The sequence below is a fragment of the Paenibacillus sp. FSL K6-2862 genome (assembly GCF_038005125.1).
Taxonomy (GTDB): domain Bacteria; phylum Bacillota; class Bacilli; order Paenibacillales; family Paenibacillaceae; genus Paenibacillus; species Paenibacillus illinoisensis_A.
In genome coordinates, this window is sequence record NZ_JBBOSN010000001.1 from 2,409,776 (window position 1) to 2,436,672 (window position 26,897).

The window sequence follows — 26,897 nt, forward strand, 5'->3', positions numbered from 1 at the left end:
AGCGAAGTTGTCTCGTGAAGGAGGAATGAAATAATGGCTGTTAAAGACACAGATATCGAGAAAGAATCAGGTAGCGGTTGGGAAAAGTTTCTAATGATTTCGATCCCCATTGTCTTCACCGTCGTACTGCTCGGTGTGCTGCTTACCTTATTTAATGTAGATATACGTAATAACATGCTTGAGCTAGCTAACAAAATTCCGGTAGTCAAGGATTGGGTGCCTGATCCTGTGCTGGATCCAGAAAAGGAAAAGCTGGACGAAAGCGAAAAGCAAGTGGAGAGTGCTGAAGCAACAATCGAAAAGTTGAAGTCTCAGGTTGCGGCTAAAGAAACAGAGCTCCAGGCAGCAAAAGAGGCTACTACGACTGAAGCAAAAAAGGCAAGTGATCTGCAAGCGAAATTGGATGAAGCGGAGAAAGCAGCAGAAACTGCAGCCGCTGAGGTTCCGGAGAGCGAGTCTGATTATCAGAAACAGATTAAGGATCTGGCCAAAATGTATGCGGATATGAGTCCTAGCAAAGCAGCACCGATTTTACAGAACATGACTAATGAAGAAATGGTACTTCTTCTGAGTGCGATGCAGTCGACTGCCCGTACGAAAGTGTTGGAGAAAATGGATCCGAAAACGGCGGCAGATGTCACGATGATGATGAAGGATGCAAAACCATCCGGAGATCTGGCACTCGATGCTTTGCAATCCAGATTGAAGAAAGAAACGGCTGCGACCACAACGACGTCTACTACCAATTCGAAAAACCTGGACAAAACACAGCTCAGCCAAACGTTCTCTTCAATGTCGGCCTCAAGCGGCGCAAAATTGCTGCTAGAGACGTATAAACTCAGTCCAGATAAAACATTGACCATTTTGAATTCGGTAGACGATGCAACGCGCTCACAATTACTTGAGAATATGTCTACAGAGAATTCAGCTGAAACAGCGAAAATCTTAAACCGGTTAATGGGCAATAAGTAGGTATGACGATCTTAATTCGAAAGGAGGTGAAACAAATGTCAATCGTATACCAAATGACCTCAGTAGCCACATCAAAGACAACGGGAGCAGCGCAAACTTCGTCTGGAACGCAATCTAAAGGTGGGGTTACAGGGACCGATGGTGGATTTTTGCAAACACTGGCACAGTCATTGAATAGTACCACTTCGGAAGAAAACAACTCGGCTACAGCTGGAGGTTTAACTGTTAATCCGTTAGCTATAACCCTAGCAACTAGTGAAGAAGGGGAAGAAACGTCTCTTACAGCTGTTCTGGACTCGTTGTTTGGTGGCTTGGATTCGCTAGATGAAGTTCTGGAGAATGACCTGACATTACTGGCAGAATTGCAAAATCTGATTCAACAGCTGTATGCCCAATTAAACGGTGCTTCCGTTGAAACGGAAAAAGCGGATGGAACAGTAAATGCGCCAACAACTGTTAACGCTACTGCGGTTATGGATCTTACTGAACATCCAGCTGCAGTTCGCTTTGTACTGCAGGATGTACTTACTCAGTTGGTTGCAAGCATGACTGAACCAGATAGTCCTATAGCCAAAAATACAGTTGAGTTTAAGCAGTTGCTTCAAACTCTCCAGAATCAGCTGCAGGAGGCTGGAGTTGATCTGAGCAACAATAAAGGATGGACGGAACTTAAAACAATCGTTGATTCCATGGATTCATTAAAAGATCAAGGTGTACAAACCAAAGCTACTCCATCTACGGAGAAAGAATTGACTGCGATTCTGTCTTCTACTAAAGAGCTTAAAGTGACAGGTGAAACAGATGTGGACACTTCCTCGGCTGCGAGTGAAGGTGGAGAAATGGATCATTCGAAAGTCATTACAGCCGGTGAGTTATCCATGCGTACTTCGGGCACAACGGTAGCTAAGCCAGCTGAACCTGTAATGCAGGCATCACAGTTTGCAAAGGAAATGACGCAATTTGTGGTGAATAAGCTGGATATCGTGCAGCAAAAAGGCTTTTCAGAAGCTACGATCTCACTTCGACCAGAACATCTGGGTAAGCTGGATGTACAGATTACCTTGCAGAACGGACAATTGGTTGCACGCTTCATGACTGAACATGCGATGGCGAAGGATATGCTAGAACAGCAAATGACTCAGCTTCGTACCTCGCTTCAATCCCAAGGTATACAAGTGGAGAGAATCGAAGTCACTCAGAGCAGTTCTCTAGGTTCAGAAATGTATCATGACGACGGACGTCAGCAAGGAAATAACTCGCAAGATCAGCGCCGCTCACGGGAACGTGAAGAGCAAACAGACGATGCAATAACTACGGCAAACCTTCAGGAAGAACTGCGGAATTGGCGCAGTGAGAATGAGGAAGGAAACGACTTCCAAGGAGGCTCGTTTACAGCTAAAGCTTAAATAGAAATGAGGTGAAAATATTGGCTACTGAAATTGTTTCTACTAATAATACATGGCCGAACTACTCGGCTTCGAACACAGCCACAACTAGTGCAGCTACCAAGGAGTTAGGGAAGGATCAGTTTCTTAAGATACTAATCACCCAACTTCAAAATCAGGATCCGATGCAGCCTATGGAGGATAAGGAATTTATTGCTCAAATGGCGCAGTTCAGTTCGGTAGAACAGCTTGTTAACATTTCGTCGCAACTCAAAACGCTGAATCAGTCTCTTGGTGCGGTTTCAAGCATCATTGGACGAGAAATTAGCTGGCTTTCTTCTAATAAAGAGGACAATGGAACACTTCGTCAGGGAATTGTAGATTCAATCATCGTACGGGATGGTGTGCAGTACGCTAAAGTAGGCAACGACGAGATTGAGCTGAATGAAATTATTCAGGTTTCGAATCCTGCTCCAATCGAAGAGGAAGAAGCCAAGGCTCAGAGTACTGCAGATGCTTCAGCACCAGTGAATGAAAGCGAGGAAGCTGAAACAGCTGTTCAAGATAGTGGGAACACGTTATGAGTGAACGAATAACGGTAGGACAACTATATACAGGCCCAGTAACACCTAACTTGCTTAATCGCCCTAAACAGAGTGAAACAACAATCACTCCCGAACGACCTTTTGCTCAAGTGCTTGAGGACAATCTGTTGAAGCTTAGCAACCATGCTGCCAAGAGATTGGAACAGCGGGGGATTGAGCTGAAAAGCGAGCAAATGCAGCAGATTGGAACTGCACTCGACAAGGCTGCGGCCAAAGGTGCAAAAGAATCTCTGATCCTGATGCAGGATATGGCCTTTATTGTTAATGTTAAAAATCGCACTGTAGTCACAGCTATGGATAGCGAAAGCATGAAGGATAATGTATTTACACAAATCGATAGTGCAGTAATCATTTCTTAACCGGCTGGCCCTTCTCGGGAGCCGGAACACCGCTGACCGACTGATGCGGTAACCAAATTAAGGCTGGGAGGATTTATAATCATGTTGAAATCGATGTACTCTGGCGTTTCCGGGATGCGGGGTTTTCAAACCAAACTAGATGTTATTGGTAATAATATCGCGAACGTAAACACCGTTGGCTTCAAGGGTAGCCGTGTCATGTTCAAAGATATAATGAGCCAGACTACTGCAGGAGTAACCGCACCGACAGATACTCCAACTGGTGGTGTGAATGCGAAACAAATTGGTTTAGGTGTATCTGTAGGTTCTATTGATACATTGCATCTTGCAGGAAGCCCAATGACAACGAATAATCCCACAGATCTGCGAATTAACGGAGATGGCTTCTTTCTTGTTTCCATGGGAGAGGATCAGGAGATTCCATTTTTAACTCGTGCTGGAGATTTTCATGTAGATGCGTCTCGTAATCTCGTTACTTCAGATGGACTCTTCGTGTTAGATAGTGAAGGTGCACCGATCACGATTGCAGATGATGTTGTTTCGTTTACGATTGGTCAAAACGGTATGATTAACCAGACTATGGCTGACGGAACCATTGAAAGTGAAACTCAGCTGGGGATTGGGAAAGTTGTCAACCCTGAAGGACTCGAAAAAATAGGCGGAAACCTTTATCGAATGACGGCTAATGCTAACCCTGATGGCACCCTGGATCCATTAACAGCGAATGATGCTGAAAACGGAACTGGTTCGATCATTGCAGGCCAACTGGAAATGTCCAATGTGGATTTGACGGGTGAATTTACAGAGATGATCGTCGCTCAACGTGGTTTCCAGGCGAACTCACGGATTATCACAACATCCGATGAAGTGCTTCAGGAAGTTGTTAACCTGAAACGTTAATAGCTGATTAGAAAGTGTTAATGCGTGGAGGGGCTCGCTCCTCCACATTGATCGAGAGGGGGCTTAGCATGATTTCGGTAACGCGGTTAAATGGTTCTCCCATGTGGTTAAATGCGCTGATGGTAGAGATTGTAGAAGAAACGCCGGATACGTATATTACTCTGGTAACTGGTAAGAGACTGATTGTCCTTGAAAAGGCAGATGAAGTCATTTCCAAAATCAAAGAATACAACCGTGAAATCGGGGTTCAGGCAGCCACTATCAAAGTGCAGCAAACGGAGGAATCCTGATGAAAAAGATGATGCCCTGGCTGGCAACGATTTTGCTTGCCATAACACTCATTGTGGTGGTTGTGTTTGTATTTATGCAAGGACAGACGGGTAACAAAGCTGAAACAGATGTAGCTTCGGCTGCTGAAGTCAAAAAGATGACTGCCGATGAAATTGTCGAGGTTACTTCCGAGATTACCGACATCAAAACCAATTTGGCAGACACCAATCACATCGTACAAGTCAACCTGGCTTTTAAACTGACTGACGCTACAGCAAAAGAAGATTTCGAGAAAATCAAAGAAATTACCGTAAAACCAATTATTGTTCAGACTTTTGCCGATGCACAGCCAGAGGAGTTAAAAACAGCCAAAGGACGTTCTCAGTTTAATGAAAAACTGACGAAACTGATCAATGAAGCATTGCCTGAACCAAAGCTGAGCAGCACAAACTTTACTTATTTTTTGATGGCATCAATGTAATGAACAGAGCACGCTGTAAAACGGTAAGGGGGTGAGAACATGGTGGATGTATTATCACAAAATGAGATTGATGCCCTATTAGCAGCACTTTCCTCAGGTGAGATGGATGCCGAGGAATTAAAAAAGGAAGAAACTCAGAAGAAAATTAGATCATATGATTTTAAACGGGCAGTAAGATTTTCTAAAGATCATATCCGAAGCTTGACCCGGATTCACGAAAACTTTGCTCGGTTTCTCACCACTTATTTTTCAGCCCAATTGCGGACCTTCGTTCAAATTAATGTCGTTCAGGTCGAACAGCTGCCTTATGATGAATTTATTCGTTCAATCCCTAAAATGACGATATTAAACATATTTGAAGCAGAACCATTACAAGGTCGAATGGTCATGGAGGTCCACCCCAATGTTGGTTATGCGATGTTGGATCGATTGCTGGGTGGGACAGGAAGCGCGCCGACTAAAATAGCTTCAATGACTGAAATAGAAACGACAATTATGGAGCGAATCTTCAGCCGAGCGTTCGAAAGTTTGCAGGAAGCTTGGAAGACAGTGCTCGACATATCGCCGAGAATGGAAGCACTGGAGACGAACCCACAGTTTATGCAGATCGTATCACCCAACGAAACGATTGCCTTGATCTCGCTGAGCACCAAAATCGGTGACACTACGGGCATGATCAATTTGTGTATCCCGCATGTCGTTCTTGAACCTATTATGTCAAGGCTGTCGACACATCAGTGGTTTGTTTCAGAGAAGAAAACAAGAGCGCCGGAAGAATACGATGCCCTTAGAGAACGTGTGAACAAAGCCAAATTGCCAGTTGTTGCGGAACTGGGTGAATCCAGAATTTCGATCTCGGAATTCCTTGGCCTTTCGGTGGGCGATGTCATTACGTTGAACAAACCGGTTGATGAGGGGTTATCCATCAAAGTGGGCGACAGGTTGAAGTATATGGGCAGTCCGGGAACGATAAAAGACCGTGTGGCTGTACAAATAGATAAGATTGTCACCGAAGGAGTTGAAGAATTTGACGAGTAAGGATTATTTGTCCCAGGAAGAAATCGATGCTTTGCTCCGGCAATCCGAATCGATGGGTAGCACGGAACCTGCTGAAAAAACAGTTGATGACTTTTTGACTGAACTGGAACAAGATGCATTGGGGGAGATCGGTAATATTACGTTTGGTAGCGCAGCGACAGCATTGTCCACGCTATTGGGATTAAAAGTAGATATTACAACACCGAAGGTATCCATTATCAGCCGTTCGCAATTCGAAGAAGCCTTTCCAAAGCCACATGTTGCAGTACATGTCAATTATGTGGATGGATTTGAAGGGATCAATTCACTAGTTATCAAGAAGCGCGATGCACAAGTCATTGCTGATCTGATGCTTGGAGGCGAAGGGAATCCTGCGGATGAAGAGCTGAATGAAATCCATATTAGTGCAGTACAGGAAGCAATGAACCAAATGATGGGTTCATCAGCAACCTCCATGTCTACGATTTTCAACCGATTTGTGAATATCTCTCCGCCAGGCATCGATATTCTCAATATGGAAAGTGGCGAGGGTGTCAGCAATCTCCCGCATGACGAAACGTTGATTCAAGTATCGTTTCGCCTCCTGATTGGTGATTTGATAGACTCCAATCTGATGCAGCTTTTGCCTGTTGATTTCGCCAAACACATGGTGGATATGTTGATTGGCGGAGCACAAGAATCAACGGCTAATGCACCAGTCACAACACCATCCCATGCAGCACCAGCGGCGGCAGCTCCACCTGTGGCACCGGAACAACCATCGGTTCAACAGCAAATGCCTCCACAGGCGCCTCAACAGCCTGCTCCAGACTATAATGGGTATGGACAGACACCAATGGGTATGCCGCAAGGAATGCCGCCACAACAGCCTTACGGGATGCCACCACAGCAACCGTATGGTGCACCACAACACTACGGCGGTATGCCAAACAGGAATGTGAATGTACAACCTGTCCAGTTCGCCAATTTGCAAAACGGGGCTTACGGTCAGGTGGACGAAAATAATTTGAATTTATTGATGGACATTCCCCTTAAAGTCACCGTAGAATTAGGAAGGACCCAGAAGCAAATTAAGGATATATTGGAACTCTCACAAGGTTCAATTGTCGAGCTGGATAAACTGGCCGGCGAACCTGTCGATATTTTGGTCAATAACAAACTGATCGCTAAGGGAGAAGTCGTCGTTATCGATGAAAACTTTGGTGTTCGTGTTATAGATATCGTAAGCCAATGGGACCGAATTCAGAAATTACAATAAGCACAATTTAGGGAGGACTTGAATCAAGATGGCAAACCGAATTTTAGTCGTGGACGACGCTGCATTTATGAGAATGATGATCCGGGACATTTTGTCCAAAAACGGATATGAGGTCGTTGGCGAGGCTCAGGATGGAGCACAAGCAATTGAGAAATTTAAGGAACTTCGTCCTGATCTGATCACGATGGATATTACCATGCCTGAGATGGATGGTATTGCAGCGCTGAAAGAAATTAAAAAAATCGATGCGAACGCTAAAGTCATTATGTGTTCAGCTATGGGACAACAAGCGATGGTAATTGATGCGATTCAGGCTGGTGCCAAAGATTTCATCGTTAAGCCATTCCAGTCTGACCGAGTCATCGAAGCTATCAGCAAAACGCTGGGAGTTTAAGACACATGATGATGGCGCAGGGTGATACTCCTGGAGGAGCTGACATTGGGACCAACTATTATTTTCAGCTTGTATGGGTGATTGTCGTCCTGGCCGTCATCCTGGTCCTTATCGTCTACCTGCTCCGCTTTTTGAACAAACGGAATCAGCAGTGGTTCCGAAGTGGTATAGTCCGTATTTTGGGTGGTGTGGGGCTGGGGCCGAACAAGTCACTTCAGATCATAGAAATTGGTGGCAATGTTTATCTGGTTGGTGTTGGCGAAAATATACAATTGCTAGACAAAATTTCGGATTTAGAAGAGGCACAGAGAATTGTTGATTCATTTGAGAGAGAAGCTTCTTCACAACAGGGAAGCCTTTCACCATTAATCAACAAGTTGGCATCCCGCTTGCGTAAGAGTGAACCACCAAGGGAAATGGAACTTGAGGAAACAGCCTCTTTTCACGAGCTGTTTGAGTCGAAACTGCGGCAGATGCCTAACCGAAAAGAGAAGATGGACAAGCTCCTGGAAGAAGACAATACTACAGATCGGTCGAGGGATTCATGAAGAAAAAGATTTGGCTAGCATGTTGTTTGATGGGGCTTATCAGCCTGGCATCTGTGACGGTTGCCTTTGCCGAACCGATACCGAACATCGATATCCAAATCGGAAGCGGAGATGGTGGAACACCAAGTACGAGTTCACTGTCCATAATACTGTTAATTACGGTGTTAAGTATAGCGCCTGCAATACTGGTGTTAATGACCAGCTTCACCCGAATTGTTATCGTTCTCGGTTTTATACGGACATCCTTGGGGACGCAACAAATGCCGCCCAATCAGGTGCTTGTCGGTTTAGCGCTCTTCCTGACACTGTTTATCATGTCACCGACGCTGTCTTCCATTAATCAGGTAGCTCTTCAGCCTTATCTCAAAGGAGACATTACGCAAACGGAAGCGCTTGAAAAGGCACAAGATCCCATTAAGAAATTTATGTTCTCTCACACAAGGGAGAAAGATCTACTGCTATTTATGAAATATAATCAGACCGAAAAACCAGAAACATATCAAGACATACCGATTACTGTCATGGTGCCAGCGTATGCAATCAGTGAATTAAAGACAGCATTCCAGATGGGATTCATGATTTTCATTCCGTTTCTAGTCATAGACATTGTAGTAGCAAGTACACTCATGGCTATGGGGATGATGATGCTACCACCGGTCATGATCTCATTACCTTTTAAGATATTGCTATTTGTCCTTGTGGACGGTTGGTATCTTGTAGTGAAATCACTGCTGCTGAGCTTTAACACATGAGCAGGAAAGTTGAAGGAGGACGGTCATGACTTCAGAATTTGTTATAGGTCTGGCCGGGAAAGCAGTATATACATCGCTGCTGGCTAGCGCACCCATGCTTATACTTGCTCTAGTTGTGGGTCTCATAATCAGTGTATTTCAAGCAACGACCCAAATTCAGGAGCAGACATTAGCCTTTGTACCGAAAATTATTGCCGTACTTTTGGCAGTGCTCTTATTCGGACCTTGGATCTTAAATATTTTGGTAGATTTTACGTATAACATTCTCGATAATTTATACAGATATATAGGGTAGGCTTTCGCACATGGAGACATTGTTGCAAAGTTTTCCTGTCGCTCTGCTTATGTTTTGTCGAATTGCATCATTTTTTGTAACTGCTCCAGTATTCTCAGCTCGAAATGTGCCGAATTCCATTAAGGTTGGACTTTCGGCATTTGTAACATTAACGGTTTATGTCGTTTATGGCATGAATCAGGAAGTGCCTACCGATCTGAGTTATATTCTGTTGATTATCCGGGAGATATTAATAGGATTGCTACTAGGTTTCGTAGCCTATCTGATCATGACAGCCGTGCAGACGGCGGGAACATTCATTGACCTTCAGATTGGCTTTGGTATGGCGAATGTATTTGATCCGATGACTGGTGCTTCTGCACCGCTGACAGGTAATTTCAAATATGCTTTTGCTATGCTGCTTTTCCTGACGATGAATGGACATCACTACCTTCTGGACGCCATTGTGTACAGCTATCGCTGGATACCTTTATCCAATGCCTTTTTCATACGATTGGCCGACGGTAGTATTGCTGAGTTTCTTGTTCATACATTAGGCGAGACCTTTATGCTTGCCTTCCAAATGTCGGCACCCATTGTAGTGGCTTTGTTTTTGACGGATGTGGGATTGGGTTTCTTGGCTAAAACTGCTCCTCAATTCAATGTGTTTGCTGTCGGTATGCCGTTAAAGGTCCTGGTGGGAATCGCCATATTGCTTTTGATGGTTCCGAGCTTCGCCTTTGTATTTAGCCAATTGTTCGAAGCGATGTTTAGATCTATGGAAAAGTTGCTTGGAACGATCGGACAGAGGCCGGGCTAAAGGAAACGGAGGACAGGATTTAAATGAAATTTCAGCTTGACCTTCAGTTATTCGCAGGGGAGAAGACGGAGAAAGCCACCCCGAAAAAAAGGCAAGATACGCGCAAAAAGGGACAGGTTGTCAAAAGTATGGAGATCTCCGGAGCATCCATTCTCCTGTTCACCTTTTTAATCATGATGGTATTCAGTGATTTTTACAAAGAACGCATTGTTCGGTTATTTACAGATATCTTTATGAATCGGCTGAGCTTGGAGATTACCGGCGAGAATGTAATGGCCCTTATGATGCGCTACGGCATTGAAGTTATGCTGCTGCTAGCACCCGTACTGATAGGTGCGGCGGTTGTTGCCTTGATCGTCAATTATATGCAGGTTGGCTTTCTACTTGTGGGAGAAGGCTTGAAGCCAAAGCTTGAGAAGCTTGATCCTATCAAAGGTTTCAAGAACATTTTCTCACTCCGTTCATTAGTGGAGTTTGCAAAATCCATTTTGAAAATGTCGATTATCGGTTATCTAGTCTACAGTACGATTACAAGTTATCAATCGGATATTGCTTCACTTTCCCATTTTTCTTTGGATGCCATATTACATTTTTCGGCTTCAATCACCCTCAATCTGGGTGTCAAAATTGCTGTGGCCTTAATGGTACTCGCAGTGTTTGACTATATGTATCAGAAATATGATTACGAGAAAAACATTCGGATGTCCAAACAGGACATCAAGGACGAGTACAAAAAAATGGAAGGTGACCCGCTGATCAAGGGTAAAATCAGGGAACGACAGCGTCGCATGGCTGTACAGCGCATGATGCAGGAGGTTCCAAATGCAGATGTGATCATCACAAACCCGACACACTTCGCAGTAGCGCTGAAGTATGAAGGGTCTGAGATGGAAGCACCTCAGATTATTGCCAAAGGTCAGGATTACGTCGCCTTGCGCATCAGGGAGATTGCCAAAGAGCACGGTGTCATTACAATGGAAAACAAGCCGCTGGCACGGGCATTGTTCCAGAGGGCCGAGATTGGCGACGCCATACCGGCTGATTTGTTTCAAGCGGTAGCCGAAGTGCTGGCTTATGTATATAAATTAAAGGGCAGAACGAAATAAAAGGGATCGGAGGCCGTACATTCATTGAAAACAAAAGATATTGCTGTCCTTGCGGGTATCATTGGCATTGTGTTGATGATGATTCTCCCGATCCCAACCTGGTTGTTGGACATGCTGCTGGTTGTCAACATTTCACTTGCATTGATGATATTGCTTGTAGCGATGAACAGCAAGGAAGCGTTACAATTTTCCATCTTCCCGGCATTATTGCTGATTACGACATTGTTCCGATTAGCTTTGAACATTTCAACAACGAAGCTGATTCTTGGAAATGGGAATGCGGGGTCTGTCGTAGCAACTTTCGGAAGCTGGATCGCGGGCGGTCAGATTGCAATTGGTTTCATCGTCTTCCTCATACTGGTTGTTGTTCAGTTTATCGTCATCACCAAGGGTTCAGAACGTGTAGCTGAAGTTGCTGCACGATTTACACTCGATGCGATGCCAGGTAAACAAATGAGTATTGATGCGGACTTAAACGCAGGCTTGATCAATGAACAACAGGCTCGTGAACGTCGTTCGAAAATTGAGAGAGAGGCTGATTTCTACGGTGCAATGGACGGTGCCAGTAAATTCGTAAAAGGGGACGCGATCGCGAGTATCATCATCTTGCTGATCAATCTCATTGGTGGATTTATTATTGGTATGACCGTACATGGTCTCCCGTTTGCAGATGCATTGTCCACCTATTCTGTATTAACAATCGGGGATGGATTGGTCAGTCAGATTCCTGCACTTCTGATTTCTACAGCAGCGGGTCTTATCGTCACTAGAGCGTCATCCGAAGGTAACTTGGCAGATGATATTACGGGGCAGTTGTTTACATACCCGACGCTCTTATATATTGTAGCTTTTGTAATAGCAATGCTTGGTTTCTTCACTCCAATTCACGCCATTACGACCATACCTTTGGCAGGTATACTGGCTTTTGCCGCATGGAGGATGCAAAATACGCTGAAATCCAAACAAGAGGCAGAAGAACAGATGGAGGAGGAACAACAGATCGAAGAGGTTAGAAGTCCAGAAAGTGTAATTAACTTGCTTCAGGTTGATCCAATCGAGTTCGAGTTTGGTTACGGTTTGATTCCTCTGGCCGATAACCAGCAGGGTGGAGATCTACTGGATCGGATTATTATGATACGTAGGCAATGTGCGCTTGAATTAGGGCTCGTTGTCCCTGTCATTCGGATTCGAGACAATATTCAATTGAGACCTAATGAGTATGTCATTAAGATCAAGGGTAATGTGGTGGGTGGCGGTGAATTGCTGCTTAATCATTATCTGGCTATGAGCCCTGGGTACGAAGAAGAATCTGTGACAGGAATTGAAACTACGGAACCGGCTTTTGGCCTTCCTGCTCTATGGATCGACGAAGTGACCAAAGATCGAGCTGAGCTTGCTGGTTATACCGTTGTGGATCCGCCATCCGTAGTGGCTACCCATCTGACGGAACTGATTAAGAAACACGCACATGAGCTTCTCGGCAGACAAGAGACGAAGGCGCTTGTGGACAATCTCAGAGAGAATTATGCTGCACTTGTCGATGAACTGATTCCATCGGTTTTGGCCATTGGGGATGTACAAAAAGTGCTGGCAAAACTTCTGCGCGAGAAAATTTCCATCCGGGATATGGTTACGATTTTCGAGACACTGGCTGACTATGGGACTTATACCAAAGACCCGGATGTTCTGACAGAGTACGTTAGACAATCGCTTTCCCGTCAAATCACCCAACAGTTCTCCCAAAAAGGTGAAACACTTAGAGTGATTACCGTTGGGCCTGGATTGGAAAAGAAAATTGCCGAAAGTGTACAACAATCCGATCAAGGAAGTTACCTTGCACTGGATCCTGCGTCTACACAAAGTGTGTATCAAAAATTGACCGAGCAGGTCAATCGATTAATCCAATCAGGTCAACAACCTGTCGTATTAACTTCTCCAACCATTCGTATGTATCTGCGTCAAGTCATTGAACGTACCATGCAGGACATACCGGTGCTTTCCTATAGTGAGTTGGAACCGAATGTTGAAATCCAAAGTGTCGGAGTGGTGAACTTATGAGAGTAAAACAATATATTGTTGAGACCATGCCCGAGGCTATGCTTCAAATTCGGAAAGATCTAGGAAGTGACGCTGTCATTCTGTCCACCAAAGAAATTAAGGTGGGCGGAATGATGGGAATGTTTCGCAAAAAGAGAATTGAAGTTGTAGCTGCGGTTGAAGAGGAAGATAAAAAAGAGGCCAAGAAGCAGATACAGAACCAAGTTGCGTCAGTGCCTCGTTCGTATGTTCCTGAAGCGTACAGGCAGACGGCTCGTTCATTTGTGAACGAAGCCAATGAATCGAAATCGGCTGCTCAGATTGTTGAACAATACGCCGATGAACAACGTAACGAAACCGCTGCTCATGCTGAATCGATGAACGTTGATTCAGTTAGAGGGCACGGTAAATTTGAGTCAAGCATGGATTATAAACCGCGACCGGAAGGGGCGGATTTTTCGGTTTCATCGTCTCCGGCTGTGCAGGAACCAAACAAACCGGGGCAACAAGAACTGATGTCTGAACTGAAAGAACTCAAAAAGATGATGACTCAATTATCTAGACAGAATGAATTGGCTGACCCTGTACCTGAAGAGTTTCTTTTTCTTAGAGAGCGGCTGATTAATCAAGAGGTGCGGACGGAAGTTTTTGAGTCATGGTTTGAAACGGTTCAGACGCAGTTAGATGCTAAAGAGTTGGACGAAAACGAGATTGTTCAATCCGTTCAGAAACAGATTTTAACGTTTCTGGAGGAACGTATCGATGCGGGGATATTATCTGGCACTCGTATTGTTTATGTTGCTGGACCCACAGGTGTGGGGAAAACAACGACCATAGCCAAACTGGCGGCTGAGCAGATGTTTAAGCATCATCGGAAAGTGGGATTTATTACATCGGATACTTACCGTATATCAGCAGTAGAACAACTTAGAACCTACGCTTCCATTTTGAATGTTCCACTTGAAGTTGTACAGTCTCCAGGAGATACACAACGAGCCATATCTCGTTTGCAGGATTGTGACCTGATCTTCATGGATACTGCAGGGAGAAATTATAGAAACGAATTGCTAGTTTCTGAGTTGCAAAGTCTGCTGGCACCAGTAGAGAATAGTGAAACCTTTCTCGTCATGAGCATGACATCCAAAAGCACGGACATGTTTGAGATTACCGAACATTTCAGCAAGTATGGGTTGGATAAAATCATTTTCACCAAAATGGACGAAACGGGCACTTGTGGTCCAATGATTAACCTACTGCACCACTTCCCGTTGAAACTTGCCTATGTGACCAATGGACAGAATGTTCCGGATGACTTGCTCAAACCAGATCCGGCTTCATTGACTAAACAATTGCTGGGAGAACTCGCGAAATGAAGGACCAGGCAGCCTCTCTTCGAAGTTTGGTGTCAGCACCGAGTGCATTGGACAAAACCCAGCGCAGTGGTCGCTCTTCGAAAATCTTGACGATTGCCAGCGGCAAAGGTGGAGTAGGGAAATCCAATTTCACGTTAAACTTTGCCCTTGCGCTGCAAACGCTGGGCAGGAAGGTACTCGTATTTGACGCAGATATCGGTATGGCTAATATTGATGTCCTTATGGGGACTTCATCTCCCTATAATCTGTATCATTTATTGTATCGGCAGAAGTCCATACAGGAAATCATTCAGCTTGGTGCGAATGGACTACCTTACATTGCTGGTGGATCTGGCATGAAAGAGTTATTTTCGTTGTCGGACCGTGATTTGGAATTCTTTGCAGAGCAAGTGGAAATGGTTGCCCAGGAGATGGATTATGTCATATTTGATACTGGAGCGGGGCTCTCTCGTGAGAATATGAAGTTTATTGGTGCAGCTGACGAATGTATGATTATAACCACACCTGAACCCACTTCCATAACAGATGCATATGCACTGGTCAAAGTGATGCATGGTCAGGAAAATGCTACACCTTTTCGGATGGTCGTTAACCGTGTTGAAAATGAACAGGAGTCGGAACAGGTGGCGGACAAAATAGCAGGAGTAGCCAAGCGTTTTTTACAAACGGATATCCCCCTGCTTGGGTATGTTTCTGAAGATCCGAATGTTGTTAAAGCGGTGAAGAGACAAGTGCCTTACAGCTTGGCTTATCCCCATTCAAAAGCTTCCAGAGATATACAGCGGCTAGCCCTTCGCTATTTGGCTGAACCTGCGGTTAACGAAGCCGGAACCTTGACAGGAATCAGGGGATTTATGAAAAAGTGGCTTAGGAAGACAACATGATTCTTGAATAAAGGAAACAGAGGTGGACAAAACATGGCGGTGTATCAAGTATTGGTTGTCGATGATTCCGCTTTTATGCGCAAAATTGTCACGGATTTAATTGAAGCTGACCCGGAATTCAAAGTTGCGGCAACGGCTTCAACCGGCAAGGAAGCAATTGAAAAAGCAGTGGATTTAAAGCCAGATGTAATTACGATGGATGTAGAAATGCCTGAGATGAATGGGCTGGATGCACTGAAATCGATCATGCAAAAGTCATCGGTGCCTGTAATTATGCTATCAGGTATTAATGAGCAAGGTATGAAGGAAACCATCATGGCGCTTGAGGCGGGAGCCTTTGATTTTATACGTAAGCCTTCCATTTCACATGATCAGGATATTGCTCAGGTAGGCAAGGCCCTCGTCGAGCGGATGCGGGCGGCCATGAACGAAATCAAGCGAAAAGCAGAGCGTGAGGAGTCTTTAAAACAGACGAAAGAGATTCAGGAACATCTCTTGCGTCAATCTCAGCGAGTACAGCGTGATGCTCCTGCACAAGTTCGCAGAGAACCCGCTCAAAAAAGGATTGATCCTGTTCAGCCAGTTACACGGCCAAACAGTGAACCAAGTGATCGACCCCAGCCCAAAGTGCTGCAGCGAAACATGCCGCTGGCAGATCAGAAAAAAGAGCGGTCAGACAAAAAACTGGAAGCTGCAAAGAGCCCAGATCGTGCTCCTAATACAAGAGAAGCTAAGGTGCCTAAACCTATTAAGCCTCTTCACACTCCGAAGGAGTTGCGGAATGCTGAGCCAATACGGTCGGTAATGGAGCAAACGGCTGCATCCTCAAGTCAACCATTACCAAAAGCAGTAACGGGTACTGATAGTGCATTCAACAAAATTGTCGCAATTGGCTGCTCTACGGGAGGCCCAAGGGCCCTTAAAACTTTGCTTGAGGAACTGCCTGCTGATTTGCCTGCACCTGTCATCATTGTGCAGCACATGCCGCCCAACTTTACTAGGTCTCTGGCACAACGGCTGAATTCCTTCAGCCCGCTGCATGTCGTTGAGGCTGAAGAAGGTATGGTTCTAAAGAAAGGTTCCGCTTATATCGCTCCTGGTGGATATCACATCGTCGTAAGTAAAGCAACCGATGGAAGGTATATCCTGAAGCTTACGGAGCAGCATCCGGTGAATGGCCATCGGCCTTCAGTGGATACGATGTTTGAGTCGTTATTGCCTTTTACGTCGCTTCAGCGACATTTGGTTTTGCTGACGGGTATGGGCAGTGATGGAGCGAGAATGATGAAAAAGCTGTATGAAGCGGGTGTAACGTCTACCTTTGCGGAAAATGAAGAGACCTGTGTGGTGTATGGAATGCCGCGTTCTGCTGTAGAGCTGCAATGCGTACGTCATCTTCTGCCTTTGCAGGAGATCGCCCCAAAACTTGTTCAAGCAGTGAAATAAACGGAGTGTAACTCATGGAGGAGGTGCCTCACAATGGACATGAACCAATACTTATCCATGTTTATTGATGAGTCTAATGATCATCTGCAATCCCTTAACGACAACATGCTTCAACTCGAAGGCAATCCGGAGGATCTGGGTATAGTCCAAGTCATTTTCCGCTCTGCTCATACTTTGAAAGGTATGGCCGCAACAATGGGCTTTGAGGATTTGGCATCATTGACACACAAAATGGAGAATGTGTTAGATCTTGTGCGTAATGAGAAATTGAAAATGCAGGACTATATTTTTGATACCCTGTTTAAGAGTTTGGACGCGCTTGAATCCATGGTTCAGGATATTACCAGTGGTGGAGAAGGTAAAGCCGATGTTTCCGCAATTGTCGCTTCCCTTCAAGCTATTGAAAGTGGTGAATGGACAGGTGGTGAAACTCCAGCTGCTACAACAACGGCTAAGCCGGTAGAAAGCATTTCATCGGCTGTTGATCTGGACGAATTCCAATATTCTGTTCTGGACCAGTCTATCGCGGAAGGGCATCGAGTTTTTTACATTGATGTGCTTGTTAGTGAGGATAGCCAGCTGAAAGGTGTACGTGCCTACATGGTCTTTGATCTCTTGGAGCGCTCGGGTGAAGTTGTGAAGTCTTTCCCTACGGTTCAGGATATTGAGCAGGAGAAGTTTGAGCGCAGTTTCTCGTTGTATTACATAACAACCAAAGAAGCGCAGGAACTTGAAAAAAGCATTTTAAGCATTTCAGAGATAGAAAGTGCCAAAGTCATTCAGCTGGATCAAGAAACTCTTCAGCAGATGACCAATCAGGCTGCAGCTGCAGTTGAAGCTGAAACAGTCGCCATAGCAACAGCCGTATCACAAGAGGTCGCAACTGCGGTCAAAATAGAAGAAAAACCAGCAGCCAAACCTGCTGCACCAACTAAACAGGCAGCCGCACCTTCGCGTACGATCCGAGTGGATATTGAGCGATTGGATGTACTGATGAATTTATTCAGCGAATTGCTGATTGATCGGTCACGTCTGGAGCAGTTGGCAAGTGAAACGGGTAATAATGATCTATCTGATACTGTGGCTCATCTTAGCAGAGTCAGCTCAGACCTGCAAAATATCGTTCTCAAGCTGCGCATGGTACCTGTAGATACCGTATTTAACCGGTTCCCACGAATGATTCGTGACCTAGCCAAGACCTTGGATAAAAAAATTGACCTGGTCATTACAGGTGCTGAAACCGAATTGGATCGTACGGTCATTGACGAGATCGGTGACCCACTGGTGCATTTGCTGCGTAACGCTGTGGACCACGGTGTCGAATCAATCGCAGAACGTGTTGCTGCTGGAAAACCTGAAATGGGTACAGTTAACCTTCGAGCTTTCCACAGTGGCAATCATGTTTTCATTGAGATTGAAGACGACGGCAAAGGAATTTATCGTGAGAAGCTTTTACAAACAGCCATTAAACGCGGTGTCGTAACGGAAGAGCAGGGTGCGAAGATGAGCGATGATGAAGTTAATCAGCTTTTATTCGCTCCTGGTTTCAGTACAGCAGACAAAATCTCGGATATCTCTGGTCGCGGAGTAGGTTTGGACGTTGTAAAATCCAAAATCACTTCGCTTGGCGGCAATGTAACCATTCATTCCACACCAGGCAAAGGCACTAATTTCTCGGTTCAACTGCCACTGACGTTGTCAATTATCGCTGCAATGCTTGTACGAGTTGGTTCCGAGAAATATGCGATTCCGTTGTCCTCCATCGTGGAGACGGCCATTGTGCAGCGTGAACAAGTTCGCAATATTCATGGTAATAAAATGATTACGTTCCGTGAATCCCTCATTCCGTACTTGTCGCTAAACGAAGTGTTTGGCGTACCTGATTTCAATGATGAGGATGAGTCGGAAACAGAAATCGTTGTCATCCGCAAAGGAGATCGTCTAGCAGCGGTTTCCGTGGAAGAATTTATCGGACAGAGCGAGATTGTTCTCAAATCAATGGGAACCTATCTTCCTTCCATTGAAGGAATCTCCGGAGCAACCATCCTGGGAGATGGACAAGTAGCTCTCATCGTTGACCCTAACGCATTTATTAAATAAGCAACTAAGCCTTACACTTATAGGGAGGTTTTATTCATGGAAGAATTGAAAGTCATCGTCTTTAAACTAGGATCTGAAGAATACGGTATTGAGGTTGAAAAAGTTCAGACGATTGAACGTATGATGCCGATTACTCGTGTCCCTAAGACATTTTCCTTCGTAAAAGGGGTTATTAATCTTCGCGGGGTTGTTATCCCTGTTATCGACTTGCGTGGTCGTTTCAATCTGCCAGAAACAGATTATACGGATCAAACTCGAATTGTCATTGTAGCTGTAGGTGACATGCAGGTTGGATTCATCGTTGACGCTGCCAATGACGTAATTGACATTAAGAGCAGCGCAATTGACAGTCCGCCGGAAGTGGTGGGTGGAGTCAAAGCGAGATATCTTCGCGGAGTGGCTAAATTGGAAAATGAGCGTTTGTTGATCATGCTTAATCTGCATGAAGTATTGAATAAAAGCGAAGTTGTACAGCTGGAAAGTGTCGAGGGCTAACACGTGGAGATGTTCAACCGATTTGAGGGATTCCAAATGGATGTGCTCAAAGAGGTCGGTAACATTGGAGCAGGCAACGCCGCAACGGCGTTGTCTCAACTTCTAAATAGACCGATTGACATGGGCGTGCCGACAGTACAGATGCTCCCTTTTGAAGAAGTAGCTGAAAAAGTGGGCGGGGACGAACGAATCGTGGTGACTGTCTTTTTACGTGTTGAAGGCGAGGCGCCAGGTAATCTGTTTTTCATGATGACCCCGGAAGCCGCCAAAATGCTGCTTAACCGGCTTGCTGGTTTTGATCTGAAAGATGGCCTCATGTTTACGGATATGGAACAGTCTGCGTTATCAGAAATCGGTAATATTCTGGCTGGTTCATATCTTTCATCACTTGCGGATTTCACCAAACTGTCGATGTATCCAACGGTTCCCGGACTTGCCATTGACATGGCAGGGGCAATACTCAGCTATGGGCTGCTGCAATTTGGCGAAATGGGAGACGATGCACTTTTGATTGACACATCGTTCTTCGAAGGAGAAGATCAGGTGGAAGGTCAATTTTTCCTGATTCCCGATCCATTGTCATTTGCCAAGATATTTGAATCTTTAGGGGTGCCTCTGGATCATGATTGAAGAAAAAAGCGTCGTTAAAGTCGGTATGGCGGATTTGAACATTGCTCACCTTCCTGGCATAATCCGCACGACAGGGCTTGGTTCTTGTGTGGGGTTAACGATGTATGATCCGCATTTGAAGCTGGCTGGAATGGCGCATGTGATGCTTCCTTCTTCAGAGATTGCAAGAGAAGGAAAATTGAACACAGCTAAATATGCCGATACGGCGTTGCCTGAGTTATTAGAAAAAATGTTAAAACTCGGTGCATCTCGTTCACGTATCGTGTCCAAAATGGCAGGTGGTGCTCAGATGTTTGCTTTTTCAGGGGCCGGAGATACCATGCGTATTGGGCCGAGGAATGCGGAATCTTGCCGGGAATGGTTGCAAAAGCTTAATATTCCTCTTCTTGCTGAAGACACTGGTGGAAATTATGGCCGGACCATTGAAATGGACTGTGAAACAGGGATTTTAAATATTAGAAGTGTACAAATGGGTGTAAAGGAATTATAAAACTATGATAGGAAACTACCGCATTAATCTTGGAGCAGGCATAGTCGGATTTATTCTGACTTTTTTTGTAGCATACAGCAGCAATTTGTTGATGACCAGTTTAATTCGCGGGTTAATCGGATTCGCAGCCTGGTACGCTCTTGCTTTTGGTTTGCGCTGGGGGCTGGGGTTGTTGCTGACCCCGTCCGCAGGAAGTAAGGGTTTCGATTATGATCCCCAAATTGGTCCAGAAATGAGAGGTTCGCAGGTTGACATTAAACTCGAAGACGATGGACAAGAGCTGAACGACTTGCTCAAGAATGGACAGAACGCCTCCTCTGGGGAAGAGATTCCGCCATCCGAGACGAAAGCTCCAACGGGTTTCGCCCCATTGGATCCGCCTAAACTGGTCCGGACCAAGGATCCGGAAGAATTGGCGCAGGCCGTTCGTCACCTGACAGACAAATAAGGAGGGTGAAAGCAATTGGACGAGCGTAAAGCTTCACATTTGAACCATGCTGATCTGTGGGAAAAGTGGAAAGAGCACGGAGACCTTGAAGCCAAAAAAGCTTTAATTGAAAAATATCTTCACATTGTGAATTATGTATCCGGTCGTTTGGCCGTCGGATTACCCAAAAATGTCCCAAAAGATGATCTTGAGAGCAACGGCGTCATGGGACTAATTGATGCTCTTGAGAAATTTGACTATGAACGAGGCCTTCAATTTGAGACGTACGCCTCATGGCGAGTGCGTGGAGCGATTCTGGATGGTTTGCGTCAAGGAGACTGGGTTCCGCGTTCTGTGCGAGAAAAGGCAAAACGAATCGAAGATGCTTATCAGCAGCTGGAGCAAACCTATTTACGGTCAGTAAGCGATGAAGAAATGAGTCAGTATCTTGACGTGTCGACCAAGGACTTCCAACATATGCTCCAGGAAGTGGCGGTAATGTCACTGTGTTCTCTCGAAGACCCGATTCGGGAAGAAGAATCAGAGACGCGTCTTTCCTTAATGGTCGATGAAAAGGCCAAAAATCCAGATTACAAAGTGAACGAGTTTTATCTGAAGGATGCTTTGGTTCAGGGGCTCGATAAGCTGACAGTTAAAGAGAGAACGGTCGTTTCCCTCTTGTATTATGAAGACTTATCGCTTAGTGAAATCGCTGAAGTGATGTCTCTTTCACCATCGCGTATATCTCAGCTGCATTCCAAAGCCATTTTGAGACTCCGTGGAACGCTCGAAAAACAGAAGGATCTGTTAATGCGCAAAGATTAATAGAAAGCTTGATTACACGGATTTCGGGGAGTGGAAAGTCTAAAAGGAGGAAGAACTGCATTGACACAGCGAATTGCTTTGGAACAATGCCTTAGCGTTGTTTTATCGGAAGATAAAAGTACGGCCTACCTTGAGTTTTCCAAGCAGGAAGAAGGTTTCACCTGCACGCTGGATGAACTGGAACAGTTTATTGCGGGTCAGGGCATTAAGTATGGTGTGCTGCGTGAAGCACTGCTCGTGTTTGTGAATCAACCTGAAACATATATGAATACGCAGTTGAAGATCGCCGAAGGCATCGCGGCTGTTCCTGGAACAGACGGATACATCAAGGTATTGGTTGGCATGGACGATGCGAGTGAACGGCGGCCTCTGGAAGCAGAAGATGGCAGGGTGGATTACAAAGAAGTAACTCGGTTGAATAATGTAAAATCAGGTCAAATCATTGCCGAGCGCATTCCTCCAGTAGATGGTTCAGTAGGTCAGGCCGTTACTGGTGAGGAAATTCCTTTTCGACCAGGGAAAGACGCACGATTCAAAGTGGGGAAGAATGTTGTTATTAATCCGGATGGATCTGCAATGTATGCCGCTTTGGATGGACTCGTGACCAAAACGGAAGGAAACAAACTGAATGTATTCCCGGTATATGAAATAAATGGCGATGTAGACTACAATATCGGTAATATTGATTTTGTAGGTACGGTGGTCATACGCGGCAATGTACTGACTGGTTTTAAAATAAAAGCTGCGGGTGACATTCGCGTTGTTGGCGGTGTCGAAGGCGCAGAGCTTGAAGCAGGGGGCTCTGTTGAGATCACTGGCGGTATTATCGGATATAATAAAGGGCTTGTTCAGGCGGGTCACAATGTCAAATGCACCTTTATTCAGGAAGGTAACGTAGATGCAGGTGAAGATGTTCTCGTCTCCCAAAGCATTATGCATTCCAATATCCGTGCAGGCAGGGGCGTGATCTGTGCCGGCACTAAAGGCCTTATTGTTGGTGGATCCATTCAAGCCGGTGAAAATGTTTCAGCACGAATTGTGGGGAACAGCATGTCGACAGTAACTTCGATTGAAGTTGGTGTTCTACCCAAACTGCGTAACGAACTGAGTGAATTGCGTAAAGGGCTCAGGGAACAGATGGATTCCTTGGACAAAACGAAAAAAGCATTGGTACTGCTGGACCAATTAGCTGCTGCTGGACAACTGAGTCCTGACAAAATGGCAATGCGAGTTAAGCTTACGGCTACACAAAAGTCTGCACTTCGGCTTAATGAAGAAACCAAAGTACGTATACTTGAAATTGAAAATGTACTTGAGGATACGAACAGAGCCAGAATAGACATTTTGAAAATAATTTACGGTGGGTCTAAAATAGTTATCGGCAGATACACCAAATTTATTAAAAATCCTGTGAGTAGAATTTCATTTTATTATCATGACGGGGACATTACGATGACTCCATTCGTTTAAGTACAGCATCAGGCACAGGTAGAAAACCATTCGAAACCGTGAGGTGAACGTATGAGTTTTAAGGCAGTAGAGTTGCAGATTGCAGTACCACGAACAAGTGAAGCCGGTCGGTATCAGAGCGAATATCAGCAGCGGCCGGTCACGGACCAGAATTTACTGGCAGTGCAAACGGCCAAGGAAGCAGAAGAGGCAAGACAGCGCAGTGAAGCGATGGAAGAAACAGCACATACAGGTGTACGAGACGGTCAATCTAGTAATGGAGAGCACGAAGGGGGTTCCCGGGAGCAGGAAACGATCCAGATGTCAGAGCAAGTCAAACCTGCGGAGCATCCGTACAAAGGAAAGCATGTGGACCTGTCATTGTAACCCTTTCCGTATTCAAAAATGAAGACTTGAGCTTTGAAGGCGATATCCAAAGGAGAGGAACCAATTTGTCACCATGGGTTATTATTGTCATATTAGGTGCCTGTGCCATTGCATATGCATTCATCATGCCCAAGAAAAATAAGAAGCCAGAACCGAGCCAACAATTAGTGCAAGAGATGGAATCCACACTGGAACATTATATGGCTGAAATCGAAAGCGATAATGATGCCCTTATTCAGCGTGTTGCTGAAATGAAGGGAGAGGCAGCTGCTGCAGATCAGCGCATGCAAATGCAGCTTGAAGAATTGCAGAAGCGTCTCAATGAACTTGAAAAAAGCAAAGAGTCCGACACCCATCATGTTTCAGATATATCAAAGGATGAATTCAATGCGTTGCAGGCTCAGGCTCTTGTGGCCAGTGTGAGAGATGACGCCGCTAAGCAGATTTCAGAAACCGAGCCAATACCAAGTGGCCAAAAGCCTGTCAATGAGCGAGAGTCAATCAAAGATCGGTATTCAGAAGTGTTTCATTTGTATGATGAAGGCAAATCAGTGGATGCGATCGCAAAACAGACCGGCATACAGCGTGGAGAAGTACAGCTGATTCTTCAGCTGGCAGAACGGGAGGAAGGCTAAGAGATGGACAAGCGCTCCCTATGGATTGGAATTGGAACGGGCATGATCATTGGAGCAGTGCTGCTTCAGCTTGCCACAGTGGGACAAAACGCCCTATCTGACAGCAGTTTGGAAACGGATCCAACTGCAACTGCAGCCAATCTGACGAAGGAAGAGTTGGAGTTGGCTGCCAAAAGCATGGATTTGAAGCTAGTCGGTACAGAGGACGAACTATACACGGAAGCCGAATGGGTACAAAAGAAGAAGCAGGAGAGCAGTGAAATGCAGGGGGAAACGGCTACTGCTCCGGAGAAGGCAGAGGATACAAGTGATCCGGAAGCTCCCACGGAGCCTCAGCAGCCCGCTTCAAGTGGTAATGAGAGTCCGAATAATGTGAGCGAGCCAAAAGCAGCAGAGCCATCGTCACCGAATACGCCTCAAAAGGCAACAGTCACATTTAGAGTGCGTTCTGGTAACAGTTTGGCGATTGTCGCTGGAAATCTCGAGAAAGCTGGCATAGTAGATGATGCTCAGGCCTTCATTAAGGCGGGAAAGGCAGAGCGAATTAACACCAAGATTCAGGTGGGAACGTACGCACTTGAAAAAGGGGAAAGCTTCAAATCGATCATCGCCAAAATTACTCAAGAACCGTCAAGCTGAGTACACTCAGGCAAGACGGTTCTTTTATTTTATAGTCCAATTGGGCAATAATTATAGTCGGAGATTTCACATAACATAAAAACGTTGTGCGACTAGGTATTTTTTGCTTTCAAAGACTGTTGCATCAGCCAAGCAGTTATGCTATATTAGATAACGGTGTTAAAACACACGCATGTGCTAATTTTGTTGAGGGTGCTTTCCTGATGGAGAGTCTTGGCGAAAAATGATGCCGGCGGAGGACACAATAAAAACCATATTAGGAGGTGTGTGAAGATGGCAGTAATCTCCATGAAGCAGCTTCTCGAAGCTGGGGTACACTTCGGTCACCAAACTCGTCGTTGGAACCCAAAAATGGATCGTTATATCTTCACTGAAAGAAACGGAATTTACATCATCGATTTGCAAAAAACGGTGAAAAAAGTCGAAGAGGCTTACAACTTCGTTAAAGGAATCGCAGGAGAGAATGGTACAATTCTTTTCGTGGGTACTAAGAAACAAGCTCAAGATTCTGTTAAAGAAGAAGCTGAACGCGCTGGTCAATTCTACATTAACCAACGTTGGTTGGGCGGTACTCTGACTAACTTCCAAACGATTCAAAAACGTATTGATCGTTTGAAACAATTGGAAGCTTGGGAAGAAGACGGTACATTCGCTGTATTGCCTAAAAAAGAAGTTATCTTGCTTCGCAAAGAAAAAGATCGTCTGGAGAAATTCCTCGGCGGTATTAAAAATATGAAAGGCCTGCCAAGCGCCCTGTTCATCATCGATCCACGCAAAGAGCGTATCGCTGTTGCTGAAGCTCGCAAATTGGGTATCCCAATTGTAGGTATCGTTGATACTAACTGCGATCCGGACGAAATCGATTATGTTATCCCAGGTAACGACGACGCAATCCGCGCTGTTAAGCTGTTGACAGGTAAAATGGCTGATGCCGTAATCGAAGCTAACCAAGGCGAAGAAACTTCCGCTTAATAGATTCGAACATAACGAATGAACTAAATGAAAAGGGTGGTTGGTAGGTGGATAACCTCTCACTGCCCTTTTTTTAGAGTGTACGTGTACGTACAATACTTATTTTGGAGGGAATTAATAATGGCAGTTAACGCGAGTGCAGTAAAAGAACTTCGTGAAAAAACGGGCGCTGGTATGCTCGATTGCAAAAAAGCACTGGAAGAAGCAGATGGTGATATCACAAAAGCGGCTGAAATTCTGCGTGAAAAAGGTCTTTCCGCAGCTGCAAACAAAGCAGGACGTGCAGCTACTGAAGGTACTGTAGAATCTTACATCCACGCTGGTGGCCGTATTGGTGTCTTGGTAGAAGTTAACTGCGAAACTGACTTCGTAGGTAAAACAGACCAATTCAAAGATTTCGTTAAAGACATCGCTATGCAGATCGCTGCAGCTAGTCCGAAATTCGTAACTCGTGAAGAAGTTCCTGCAGAAGAGCTGGAAAAAGAAAAAGAAATCTTGAAAGCTCAAGCGCTGAACGAAGGCAAACCAGAAAAAATCGTTGAGAAAATGGTTGAAGGCCGTATCGGTAAATACTACGAAGAGTACTGCCTGATGGAACAAACTTTCGTTAAAGATCCAGACAAAACAATCTCTCAATTGCTGAACGAAAAAATCAGCCAAATCGGTGAGAACATCTCCATCCGTCGTTTCGTTCGTTACGAACTGGGTGAAGGTTTGGAGAAAAAAGTAGATAACTTCGTAGAAGAAGTTATGTCCCAAGTGAACAAATAAGACGGTTTTATACCGGTAAGCAGAAATTGGTTTTCGAAGATATAAGAATGATAAAACTTCGAAGCAGAGCTCCCTTATATCTCAGGAAAACAGTGCCTAACCGGTTAATCGTTTTTCTAAAAGAGTGGAACACAGTCGTGTTCCTTTCTTTTTAAGCAGGAGGCCATGCGCGAGA

Annotated in this window: 31 protein-coding genes; all 31 read left to right on the top strand. The window is 45.0% G+C overall.

The features are described 5' to 3' along the window. Nucleotides 1-33: 33 nt before the first annotated feature. Complete coding sequence (locus MHB82_RS11160; protein ID WP_095358624.1) at nt 34-972, top strand: MotE family protein; 939 nt, start codon at nt 34-36, stop codon at nt 970-972. Between the two features lie 35 nt (nt 973-1,007). After that, nucleotides 1,008-2,378, top strand: a complete 1,371-nt coding sequence (locus tag MHB82_RS11165) for a flagellar hook-length control protein FliK (RefSeq protein ID WP_341174672.1) — start codon at nt 1,008-1,010, stop codon at nt 2,376-2,378. A 20-nt stretch (nt 2,379-2,398) separates the two neighbouring features. Continuing rightward, complete coding sequence (locus MHB82_RS11170) at nt 2,399-2,941, top strand: flagellar hook capping FlgD N-terminal domain-containing protein (RefSeq protein WP_341174673.1); 543 nt, start codon at nt 2,399-2,401, stop codon at nt 2,939-2,941. Beyond that, nucleotides 2,938-3,321, top strand: a complete 384-nt coding sequence (locus tag MHB82_RS11175; protein WP_341174674.1) for a TIGR02530 family flagellar biosynthesis protein — start codon at nt 2,938-2,940, stop codon at nt 3,319-3,321. Before MHB82_RS11170 ends, MHB82_RS11175 begins: the two co-directional genes overlap by 4 nt. Before the next feature lie 81 nt (nt 3,322-3,402). After that, nucleotides 3,403-4,221 (top strand): flagellar basal body rod protein FlgG, encoded by an 819-nt coding sequence (gene flgG, locus MHB82_RS11180; protein ID WP_341174675.1) that lies wholly within the window; start codon nt 3,403-3,405, stop codon nt 4,219-4,221. 68 nt (nt 4,222-4,289) lie between these two features. Next, nucleotides 4,290-4,511, top strand: coding sequence for a flagellar FlbD family protein (locus MHB82_RS11185; protein WP_056700597.1), 222 nt, complete (start codon nt 4,290-4,292; stop codon nt 4,509-4,511). Then, nucleotides 4,511-4,972, top strand: a complete 462-nt coding sequence (locus MHB82_RS11190; protein WP_341174676.1) for a flagellar basal body-associated FliL family protein — start codon at nt 4,511-4,513, stop codon at nt 4,970-4,972. Before MHB82_RS11185 ends, MHB82_RS11190 begins: the two co-directional genes overlap by 1 nt. Before the next feature lie 39 nt (nt 4,973-5,011). Then, a complete protein-coding gene (gene fliM, locus MHB82_RS11195; RefSeq protein ID WP_183520905.1) occupies nt 5,012-6,010 on the top strand; it encodes a flagellar motor switch protein FliM in 999 nt (332 codons plus the stop codon). Further along, the gene (gene fliY, locus MHB82_RS11200) at nt 6,000-7,268 is read left to right on the top strand and encodes a flagellar motor switch phosphatase FliY (protein ID WP_341174677.1); all 1,269 of its coding nucleotides are present in this window, start codon (nt 6,000-6,002) and stop codon (nt 7,266-7,268) included. The genes fliM and fliY overlap by 11 nt, the downstream gene beginning before the upstream one ends. Nucleotides 7,269-7,296: 28 nt before the next feature. Continuing rightward, complete coding sequence (locus tag MHB82_RS11205; RefSeq protein WP_095287820.1) at nt 7,297-7,662, top strand: response regulator; 366 nt, start codon at nt 7,297-7,299, stop codon at nt 7,660-7,662. Between the two features lie 11 nt (nt 7,663-7,673). After that, nucleotides 7,674-8,210, top strand: coding sequence for a flagellar biosynthetic protein FliO (locus MHB82_RS11210; RefSeq protein ID WP_341176623.1), 537 nt, complete (start codon nt 7,674-7,676; stop codon nt 8,208-8,210). Continuing rightward, nucleotides 8,207-8,962, top strand: coding sequence for a flagellar type III secretion system pore protein FliP (gene fliP, locus MHB82_RS11215; RefSeq protein WP_095358618.1), 756 nt, complete (start codon nt 8,207-8,209; stop codon nt 8,960-8,962). The genes MHB82_RS11210 and fliP overlap by 4 nt, the downstream gene beginning before the upstream one ends. A 25-nt stretch (nt 8,963-8,987) precedes the next feature. Next, nucleotides 8,988-9,257, top strand: a complete 270-nt coding sequence (gene fliQ / locus MHB82_RS11220) for a flagellar biosynthesis protein FliQ (protein WP_095358617.1) — start codon at nt 8,988-8,990, stop codon at nt 9,255-9,257. Nucleotides 9,258-9,267: 10 nt separating this feature from the next. After that, nucleotides 9,268-10,056, top strand: a complete 789-nt coding sequence (gene fliR, locus MHB82_RS11225) for a flagellar biosynthetic protein FliR (RefSeq protein WP_095358616.1) — start codon at nt 9,268-9,270, stop codon at nt 10,054-10,056. 23 nt (nt 10,057-10,079) lie between these two features. Next, nucleotides 10,080-11,162 carry a flagellar biosynthesis protein FlhB gene (gene flhB, locus MHB82_RS11230; protein WP_095287816.1) on the top strand — a complete coding sequence of 361 codons (1,083 nt, stop codon included), beginning with the start codon at nt 10,080-10,082 and terminating at the stop codon, nt 11,160-11,162. A gap of 24 nt (nt 11,163-11,186) precedes the next feature. Then, nucleotides 11,187-13,220, top strand: a complete 2,034-nt coding sequence (flhA, locus tag MHB82_RS11235) for a flagellar biosynthesis protein FlhA (protein ID WP_095358615.1) — start codon at nt 11,187-11,189, stop codon at nt 13,218-13,220. After that, nucleotides 13,217-14,572 carry a flagellar biosynthesis protein FlhF gene (gene flhF / locus MHB82_RS11240; RefSeq protein ID WP_341174678.1) on the top strand — a complete coding sequence of 452 codons (1,356 nt, stop codon included), beginning with the start codon at nt 13,217-13,219 and terminating at the stop codon, nt 14,570-14,572. Before flhA ends, flhF begins: the two co-directional genes overlap by 4 nt. After that, the gene (locus MHB82_RS11245; RefSeq protein WP_095358613.1) at nt 14,569-15,456 is read left to right on the top strand and encodes a MinD/ParA family protein; all 888 of its coding nucleotides are present in this window, start codon (nt 14,569-14,571) and stop codon (nt 15,454-15,456) included. The genes flhF and MHB82_RS11245 overlap by 4 nt, the downstream gene beginning before the upstream one ends. A 33-nt stretch (nt 15,457-15,489) precedes the next feature. Continuing rightward, nucleotides 15,490-16,902: a protein-glutamate methylesterase/protein-glutamine glutaminase gene (locus MHB82_RS11250; RefSeq protein WP_341174679.1), complete on the top strand. Its 1,413-nt coding sequence runs from the start codon at nt 15,490-15,492 to the stop codon at nt 16,900-16,902. A gap of 33 nt (nt 16,903-16,935) precedes the next feature. Next, on the top strand, nt 16,936-19,002 hold the full coding sequence (locus MHB82_RS11255; protein WP_341174680.1) for a chemotaxis protein CheA: 2,067 nt from the start codon (nt 16,936-16,938) through the stop codon (nt 19,000-19,002). Between the two features lie 36 nt (nt 19,003-19,038). Then, nucleotides 19,039-19,497 (top strand): chemotaxis protein CheW, encoded by a 459-nt coding sequence (locus MHB82_RS11260; RefSeq protein ID WP_095358610.1) that lies wholly within the window; start codon nt 19,039-19,041, stop codon nt 19,495-19,497. Nucleotides 19,498-19,506: 9 nt separating this feature from the next. After that, nucleotides 19,507-20,127: a chemotaxis protein CheC gene (locus MHB82_RS11265; protein WP_095358695.1), complete on the top strand. Its 621-nt coding sequence runs from the start codon at nt 19,507-19,509 to the stop codon at nt 20,125-20,127. Then, nucleotides 20,120-20,617 (top strand): chemotaxis protein CheD, encoded by a 498-nt coding sequence (locus tag MHB82_RS11270; protein WP_095287809.1) that lies wholly within the window; start codon nt 20,120-20,122, stop codon nt 20,615-20,617. Before MHB82_RS11265 ends, MHB82_RS11270 begins: the two co-directional genes overlap by 8 nt. A gap of 4 nt (nt 20,618-20,621) precedes the next feature. After that, nucleotides 20,622-21,065 carry a hypothetical protein gene (locus MHB82_RS11275; RefSeq protein ID WP_341174681.1) on the top strand — a complete coding sequence of 148 codons (444 nt, stop codon included), beginning with the start codon at nt 20,622-20,624 and terminating at the stop codon, nt 21,063-21,065. Nucleotides 21,066-21,080: 15 nt separating this feature from the next. Further along, complete coding sequence (locus tag MHB82_RS11280; protein ID WP_095287807.1) at nt 21,081-21,869, top strand: FliA/WhiG family RNA polymerase sigma factor; 789 nt, start codon at nt 21,081-21,083, stop codon at nt 21,867-21,869. A 60-nt stretch (nt 21,870-21,929) separates the two neighbouring features. Beyond that, nucleotides 21,930-23,339 (top strand): DUF342 domain-containing protein, encoded by a 1,410-nt coding sequence (locus tag MHB82_RS11285; RefSeq protein WP_341174682.1) that lies wholly within the window; start codon nt 21,930-21,932, stop codon nt 23,337-23,339. Between the two features lie 51 nt (nt 23,340-23,390). Beyond that, nucleotides 23,391-23,705 carry a hypothetical protein gene (locus MHB82_RS11290; RefSeq protein ID WP_095358607.1) on the top strand — a complete coding sequence of 105 codons (315 nt, stop codon included), beginning with the start codon at nt 23,391-23,393 and terminating at the stop codon, nt 23,703-23,705. Nucleotides 23,706-23,770: 65 nt separating this feature from the next. Beyond that, nucleotides 23,771-24,340 carry a DUF6115 domain-containing protein gene (locus tag MHB82_RS11295; RefSeq protein ID WP_341174683.1) on the top strand — a complete coding sequence of 190 codons (570 nt, stop codon included), beginning with the start codon at nt 23,771-23,773 and terminating at the stop codon, nt 24,338-24,340. 3 nt (nt 24,341-24,343) lie between these two features. Then, complete coding sequence (locus tag MHB82_RS11300; protein ID WP_095358605.1) at nt 24,344-24,979, top strand: endolytic transglycosylase MltG; 636 nt, start codon at nt 24,344-24,346, stop codon at nt 24,977-24,979. 273 nt (nt 24,980-25,252) lie between these two features. After that, on the top strand, nt 25,253-25,951 hold the full coding sequence (gene rpsB, locus MHB82_RS11305; RefSeq protein ID WP_047842496.1) for a 30S ribosomal protein S2: 699 nt from the start codon (nt 25,253-25,255) through the stop codon (nt 25,949-25,951). Nucleotides 25,952-26,071: 120 nt separating this feature from the next. Next, entirely contained in the window at nt 26,072-26,722 is a 651-nt protein-coding gene (tsf, locus tag MHB82_RS11310; protein ID WP_341174684.1) for a translation elongation factor Ts, read from the top strand. Nucleotides 26,723-26,897 lie beyond the last annotated feature (175 nt).

Excerpts from the sequence above, each read along its gene's own strand:
- MHB82_RS11160 (WP_095358624.1), top strand. The coding sequence starts at position 34 with ATGGCTGTTAAAGACACAGATATCGAGAAAGAATCAGGTAGCGGTTGG.
- MHB82_RS11165 (WP_341174672.1), top strand. The coding sequence starts at position 1,008 with ATGTCAATCGTATACCAAATGACCTCAGTAGCCACATCAAAGACAACG.
- MHB82_RS11175 (WP_341174674.1), top strand. The coding sequence starts at position 2,938 with ATGAGTGAACGAATAACGGTAGGACAACTATATACAGGCCCAGTAACA.
- flgG (WP_341174675.1), top strand. The coding sequence starts at position 3,403 with ATGTTGAAATCGATGTACTCTGGCGTTTCCGGGATGCGGGGTTTTCAA.
- MHB82_RS11185 (WP_056700597.1), top strand. The coding sequence starts at position 4,290 with ATGATTTCGGTAACGCGGTTAAATGGTTCTCCCATGTGGTTAAATGCG.
- MHB82_RS11190 (WP_341174676.1), top strand. The coding sequence starts at position 4,511 with ATGAAAAAGATGATGCCCTGGCTGGCAACGATTTTGCTTGCCATAACA.
- fliM (WP_183520905.1), top strand. The coding sequence starts at position 5,012 with ATGGTGGATGTATTATCACAAAATGAGATTGATGCCCTATTAGCAGCA.
- MHB82_RS11205 (WP_095287820.1), top strand. The coding sequence starts at position 7,297 with ATGGCAAACCGAATTTTAGTCGTGGACGACGCTGCATTTATGAGAATG.
- MHB82_RS11210 (WP_341176623.1), top strand. The coding sequence starts at position 7,674 with ATGGCGCAGGGTGATACTCCTGGAGGAGCTGACATTGGGACCAACTAT.
- fliP (WP_095358618.1), top strand. The coding sequence starts at position 8,207 with ATGAAGAAAAAGATTTGGCTAGCATGTTGTTTGATGGGGCTTATCAGC.
- fliQ (WP_095358617.1), top strand. The coding sequence starts at position 8,988 with ATGACTTCAGAATTTGTTATAGGTCTGGCCGGGAAAGCAGTATATACA.
- fliR (WP_095358616.1), top strand. The coding sequence starts at position 9,268 with ATGGAGACATTGTTGCAAAGTTTTCCTGTCGCTCTGCTTATGTTTTGT.
- flhB (WP_095287816.1), top strand. The coding sequence starts at position 10,080 with ATGAAATTTCAGCTTGACCTTCAGTTATTCGCAGGGGAGAAGACGGAG.
- flhF (WP_341174678.1), top strand. The coding sequence starts at position 13,217 with ATGAGAGTAAAACAATATATTGTTGAGACCATGCCCGAGGCTATGCTT.
- MHB82_RS11245 (WP_095358613.1), top strand. The coding sequence starts at position 14,569 with ATGAAGGACCAGGCAGCCTCTCTTCGAAGTTTGGTGTCAGCACCGAGT.
- MHB82_RS11250 (WP_341174679.1), top strand. The coding sequence starts at position 15,490 with ATGGCGGTGTATCAAGTATTGGTTGTCGATGATTCCGCTTTTATGCGC.
- MHB82_RS11255 (WP_341174680.1), top strand. The coding sequence starts at position 16,936 with ATGGACATGAACCAATACTTATCCATGTTTATTGATGAGTCTAATGAT.
- MHB82_RS11260 (WP_095358610.1), top strand. The coding sequence starts at position 19,039 with ATGGAAGAATTGAAAGTCATCGTCTTTAAACTAGGATCTGAAGAATAC.
- MHB82_RS11265 (WP_095358695.1), top strand. The coding sequence starts at position 19,507 with ATGTTCAACCGATTTGAGGGATTCCAAATGGATGTGCTCAAAGAGGTC.
- MHB82_RS11270 (WP_095287809.1), top strand. The coding sequence starts at position 20,120 with ATGATTGAAGAAAAAAGCGTCGTTAAAGTCGGTATGGCGGATTTGAAC.
- MHB82_RS11275 (WP_341174681.1), top strand. The coding sequence starts at position 20,622 with ATGATAGGAAACTACCGCATTAATCTTGGAGCAGGCATAGTCGGATTT.
- MHB82_RS11290 (WP_095358607.1), top strand. The coding sequence starts at position 23,391 with ATGAGTTTTAAGGCAGTAGAGTTGCAGATTGCAGTACCACGAACAAGT.
- MHB82_RS11300 (WP_095358605.1), top strand. The coding sequence starts at position 24,344 with ATGGACAAGCGCTCCCTATGGATTGGAATTGGAACGGGCATGATCATT.
- rpsB (WP_047842496.1), top strand. The coding sequence starts at position 25,253 with ATGGCAGTAATCTCCATGAAGCAGCTTCTCGAAGCTGGGGTACACTTC.
- tsf (WP_341174684.1), top strand. The coding sequence starts at position 26,072 with ATGGCAGTTAACGCGAGTGCAGTAAAAGAACTTCGTGAAAAAACGGGC.